Below are 1,882 nucleotides of genomic sequence, written 5' to 3'. Positions count from 1 at the left end.
CTAAAAACACTGCAATTTTTTATACTCGGCGCAACGACGGGTACATTCACAACAGTTTTATTAATAAATGCTATAACAGCTGGTACTGTCACGACTGTTCTATTAATAATCGCTGTAACATCTGGTACATTCACTACGATTTTATGAATAATCGCTACGAAAACCACAATAATCGCTACGAAATTCACCACAATCACTACGATTTTTAAAATAATCGCTACGAAATTCTGGATAATCACTACTTTTACCATAATGTGGATATTTCTGCTATAACCGAAACTCAACCACAACCATATGTCCGGCATCTGGATCACGATTCATTTTGAACTCATACTGAAAATCAGAAATCAGCATAATAAGAGGAAATATAAAAAATTTGTAAACTTACTTAGAATGGGTTGAACATATAAGTAAATCATTATATGATGATGTGAGAATCAGAGGGACGTACCTACTGCTTCCGAGAATCCTTTATTAATTCATGGAAGCATTAGATACGTCCCCATGCTTCATGGGGGTGTAGATGAATTGAGTAAACAAAGTATTGATATGGATCAGGCTGCTTCAATCCTTAAGCTGCTTGGAGATAAGACGCGGTTAACGATGATGAGAATCCTGGCTGACCATGATTGTTGTGTGTGTGAGTTTGTTGCGATCTTTGAGGCAAGCCAGCCGGCCATCAGCCAGCATATCAGAAAGCTGAAGGATGCTGGATTGGTAAAAGAAAGCAGAAGAGGGCAGTGGATTTTTTATTCGCTGAACCAGCAGTTTGAGCATTTCGAGTTTGTTCAATTGCTTCTGAATGCACTGCCAAGCCAGGAAGAAAAATTAACAGAACTTGAACGGCAGGGTAAGAGAATTTCATGTGAGTAAAGGTCTCAAGAAACAAATCTTGTCGATTGAATGGATTACGGAGGTGTTTGGATTTGTCATTAGCAATTATTGCTTCACTGATTTTTCTTGTGACGCTGACCCTTGTCATTTGGCAGCCTAAGGGGCTTGGCATTGGCTGGTCGGCAACAGGTGGGGCGCTTTTAGCATTATTATTTGGTGTTGTTTCTATACATGATGTCGTCGATGTAACCGGCATCGTCTGGAATGCGACGCTGACGTTTATTGCACTCATTATTATTTCCCTCATTTTGGATGAGATTGGTTTCTTCGAGTGGTCGGCCTTGCATATGGCAAGGGCCGCTAAAGGAAACGGAGTAAGGATGTTTATTTATGTCACCTTGCTTGGTGCAGGGGTTGCAGCTTTGTTCGCCAATGATGGCGCTGCGTTAATTTTAACGCCGATTGTCTTGGCAATGGTACGGAATCTGAAGTTTGAAGAGAAAATGGTCTTTCCATTTATCATGGCGAGTGGATTCATTGCCGATACGACTTCACTGCCGCTGATTGTCAGCAACCTGGTGAATATCGTGTCCGCTGACTACTTTAATATTGGGTTTGTCGAGTATGCTTCAAGAATGATTGTGCCGAACCTATTCTCGTTGGCAGCAAGTATCCTTGTTTTGTATTTATTTTTCCGTAAAAGCATCCCGGAAAATTATGAGCTGTCGGATTTAAAAAAGCCAGCAGAAGCGATTAAGGATTTGAGGATGTTCCGCTTATCATGGCTGGTTCTCGGAATCTTGCTTCTAGGGTACTTTACAAGTGAATTCATCAATATCCCGGTTTCATTCATAGCCGTTGCTGTTGCGATTTTCTTCTTGATTATGGCCAGAAGGAGTCCTGCTGTCCACACATCTAAGGTTGTAAAAGGAGCGCCATGGGCGATTGTGTTCTTCTCAATTGGAATGTATGTAGTCGTGTATGGACTTCGCAACGCTGGGCTGACAAAATTGCTTGCTGAAGTTATTCAGTCGGCGGCTGACCAGGG

Annotated in this window: 3 protein-coding genes; 2 read left to right on the top strand and 1 reads right to left on the bottom strand. The window is 41.7% G+C overall.

Annotated features, from left to right (window positions below; all coding sequences use genetic code 11):
* Positions 1–251: hypothetical protein (locus WB217_RS10660; RefSeq protein ID WP_423993209.1), on the bottom strand; the 251-nt coding region annotated here is incomplete at its 3' end.
* Positions 252–549: 298 nt separating this feature from the next.
* Here WB217_RS10660 and WB217_RS10655 point away from each other — a divergent pair.
* Positions 550–873, top strand: coding sequence for an ArsR/SmtB family transcription factor (locus WB217_RS10655; protein WP_423993210.1), 324 nt, complete (start codon positions 550–552; stop codon positions 871–873).
* Positions 874–926: 53 nt separating this feature from the next.
* A partial coding sequence (gene arsB / locus WB217_RS10650; protein ID WP_423993208.1) for an arsenite/antimonite efflux transporter occupies positions 927–1,882 on the top strand: 956 nt, incomplete at its 3' end.

The sequence above is a fragment of the Mesobacillus sp. genome, from assembly GCF_049588175.1.
In the GTDB taxonomy this organism is placed as follows: Bacteria; Bacillota; Bacilli; order Bacillales; family Cytobacillaceae; genus Mesobacillus.
This window is presented reverse-complemented; position numbering and strand designations above follow the sequence as displayed.